The organism is Dolichospermum sp. UHCC 0260 (genome assembly GCF_009711985.1).
Lineage (GTDB): Bacteria > Cyanobacteriota > Cyanobacteriia > Cyanobacteriales > Nostocaceae > Dolichospermum > Dolichospermum lemmermannii.
On the sequence record NZ_VIKZ01000106.1, the window covers coordinates 1 to 3222 of the forward strand.

Genomic DNA, 3222 nt, shown 5'->3' on the forward strand with positions numbered 1-3222 from the left:
GAGTTAACAGGTGGTTTATTATCATTGGATTGGACAAAATGTGTCTTCTGCTGTGCCTTTTCTAAAATAATCCGAGCAATCATCGGATCAATCCAAGGATTACCATCAGCAGTTACCCGTATAGCTTCGAGTAAATTATCAAACCGGATATCTTTCATACAGTAGGAATCTGCACCAGCGCTAAAGGCTGCAAGTACAGATGCTTTATTATCAGATGACGTTAGAATTAATACCTTTGTATTTGATAATTGACGATGATTAGCGATCGCTTTAATTTCCTTGGTTAATTCAATCCCATCTTGATCTGGTAAACCTATATCCACAATTGCCACATCTGGCTGTAGCTTCTTTAACATTATTAGACCATGACGGGCATTACCAGCTTCTCCAACTACTTCAATTTCGTTTTTTTGTTGTAATGCTTTGCAAATAGAGAAGCGAGTGAGGTAATGATCTTCAATAACGACAATGCGAATTTTACTCATATCGAAATGCTGCTAGATATTAAATAATATATAGCCTTTTGTTGCTGAAATTATGACTAAAAAAACTTAATATCTAGATAACTTATCTCTGGGCCACTCGGATTAATAAAAATAAACCCGTTACTAATCCAAATAAATTGGGCAACCAAGCACCAATTATGGGAGAAAGTATACCAGCCTGTGCTAAAGCTCCAGAAACAGATAATAGTAAATAATAACTGAAAATCACAATCACACTAATACCAAAACTTGTCCCGCGTCCAGTGCGTTGAGGGATGCTACCCATGACTGAGCCAACTAAACCAAAAATAACGCAAACAAAGGGAAAGGCGATTTTTTGTTGAATTCGCACTTGGAGCTTGCGAATTTTCTGATCATTACCACCCAAACGTTCTATTTCTAGTTGTTCTAGGGCTTGAGAAATATTCATTTCGCCATAGTCTCGGCTATTTTCGGCTAAGGTTAAAGGCGTGCGCGGGAGTTGTAATTGCTGATGTTCAAAGCGTAAAATATTCCGATAAGAGCGATCAGTTGCTACCAAATAGATAGTCCCATTGTAAAAATCCCAAACTTGTTTTTGACCGTTCCATTTAGCTGATTCGGAAACAACAATTTGATCAACTCCGCCGCGAGAACGATCTATAATTGTTAAACCTTTCATTTGCTTACCATCAAATTGGTCAGCATAAAATAAGCGAGAAAGTATTTTATTTTTACTACCATCTGCTTCTTTAAATTCTCGATATTCAGGATAGTAAATATTTTGTTGTTTAAAGGAAGGTTGGTCTGACTTGAGGGCTTGTGCTAGGGTAATAGTAGCCTTATAATTTGCCGCAGGGGCAATTTGCTCATTAAATATATAAGTCATGATCGTGACGGCAAAACTTAACACTACAGCCGTAAAAACCATCCGATAAACACTAACTCCACACCCACGTAAAGCAATTAATTCACTTTCGCTAGACAGGCGACTATAGGTCATTAAAGTAGCTAACAAAGTGGACATGGGGAAAGAGTAAACCATGACATAAGGTAGCTTTAATAAGAAAATCTCTAAAGCAATATTCAGCGGTAGCCCAGATTCTACAACTTTTCGTAATAATTCAAATAAACTATCAATTGCTAAAACTACAGAAGTAAATGCACCGACACCAAATAAAAATGGTGAAATTAATTGCATCGCCAAGTAGCGATCCATGATGGAAAATGAAAATAGGGAAATGAAATTAGAGAAGGGTTTAAACTGTTTATATATCATAATTTATGTTTCGCGCAAAGACGGGAAGGAGCAAAGGCGCAAAGTTTAAACTGCGAAATTATCACCTAAATAATATTGTCGTACCAAGGGGTTATTGTAGAGTTCATCAGCATTACCAAAAGCGAGAATTTGTCCTTCGCGCATGATGTAAGCCCGATCTGTAATGGCCAGGGTTTCGCGGACATTATGATCTGTAATTAAAATGCCCATACCGCGATCGCGTAATTGGCTGACAATCTCCTGAATTTCAGATACAGCAATGGGATCAACTCCAGCAAAAGGTTCATCTAAAAACAGAAATTTCGGTCCCTCTTTACCTGCGGCTAAAGCTCTTGCTAATTCTGTGCGTCGTCGTTCCCCACCAGAAAGTTGAATACCTTTGCTAAGAGCTACCTTTTCTAAGCGAAATTCCTGCAATAAAGTATGTAGTCGTTGTCTCCATTCCCTCCTGGGAACTTGAGTTTGCTCAAATACTAGGAGAATATTATCTTGCACTGAAAGATGACGAAATACACTTGGTTCTTGAGCTAAATAACCAATACCTAATCTAGCCCTTTTGTGCATAGGAAAATTAGTAATATCAAAATTATCTAACCAAACTTTACCATGATTGGGTTTTTCTAAACCTGTAGCAATATAAAATGTTGTCGTTTTCCCAGCCCCATTGGGACCTAGTAAACCGACAATTTCACCCTGGCTAACGGAAAGATTCACGCGATTCACAATTAATCGTTTACCGTAAGATTTGTGAATATTCTCTAAAACAATTTTCACTATGAGGTTTTATCTAGGTTGTAGATACTAATTAGAACGTTTTAGGGCTGGAGTTTTTGGTGCCGGTTTAGTAGTTTGTCTACTGGGATTGGCATCCTCCACCATATATGTAGATTCTACCTGACGATTAGATTGGGGTAAGGCGATAAATTTACCTTCATCAATTAAATAAGTGACTTTTTCCGCGCGAATACTATTGCTACCTTGTTGCAAAATGTAAACATTCCCACTGAAATCAATCCGTTTTTCTTTACTAAAATATTGAGCTTGAGCAGATGTGGCTTGAATTTGACGAGCCGGATACACCATTTGCACATTACCACGGGCAGTAATTACTTGGGTTTTCGCGTCATATTCTTGAGTATCAGAGCGGATAGTCAGGGGACGATTCCCCCCAGATTGGGCTGTAGCTGGTGGCAATTGGGTAGGCAATCCTGCTACACCTAAAAGGGAAATTGGCAGTACCAAGGCCAATCCTAAGCGGCGGATCTGTGATTTTAGCAATTGATAAGGAGGTATCATAGTAATTAGGGAACGGGGAACGGGGAACAGGGAGATAAAAATCAAATATGAGTCCTATAGCAAAAATGGACGGTTTTTTAAACTTTAAGTTTCGCTTCCAGAACCTTTGCTCACAACTGGCAAAAATTTGTTAATTGTTACCGAATTATCAAGTCTGACACATCCACCAAAAATTAAGCAAAT

General features: G+C 38.3%; 4 protein-coding genes. All 4 read right to left on the reverse strand.

The features are described from left to right. Positions 1 to 485, reverse strand: a 485-nt coding sequence (locus FJR08_RS22480) for a response regulator transcription factor (RefSeq protein WP_168634640.1), incomplete at its 3' end; no start/stop codon positions are given. Positions 486 to 567: 82 nt separating this feature from the next. Continuing rightward, on the reverse strand, positions 568 to 1683 hold the full coding sequence (locus FJR08_RS22485) for an LptF/LptG family permease (protein WP_168634642.1): 1116 nt from the start codon (positions 1681 to 1683) through the stop codon (positions 568 to 570). 105 nt (positions 1684 to 1788) lie between these two features. Next, positions 1789 to 2517 carry an LPS export ABC transporter ATP-binding protein gene (gene lptB / locus FJR08_RS22490; RefSeq protein ID WP_015078307.1) on the reverse strand — a complete coding sequence of 243 codons (729 nt, stop codon included), beginning with the start codon at positions 2515 to 2517 and terminating at the stop codon, positions 1789 to 1791. Between the two features lie 27 nt (positions 2518 to 2544). After that, the gene (locus FJR08_RS22495; protein ID WP_168634641.1) at positions 2545 to 3039 is read right to left on the reverse strand and encodes an LptA/OstA family protein; all 495 of its coding nucleotides are present in this window, start codon (positions 3037 to 3039) and stop codon (positions 2545 to 2547) included. Positions 3040 to 3222 lie beyond the last annotated feature (183 nt).

Excerpts from the sequence above, each read along its gene's own strand:
- FJR08_RS22495 (WP_168634641.1), bottom strand. The coding sequence starts at position 3,039 with ATGATACCTCCTTATCAATTGCTAAAATCACAGATCCGCCGCTTAGGA.
- FJR08_RS22485 (WP_168634642.1), bottom strand. The coding sequence starts at position 1,683 with ATGGATCGCTACTTGGCGATGCAATTAATTTCACCATTTTTATTTGGT.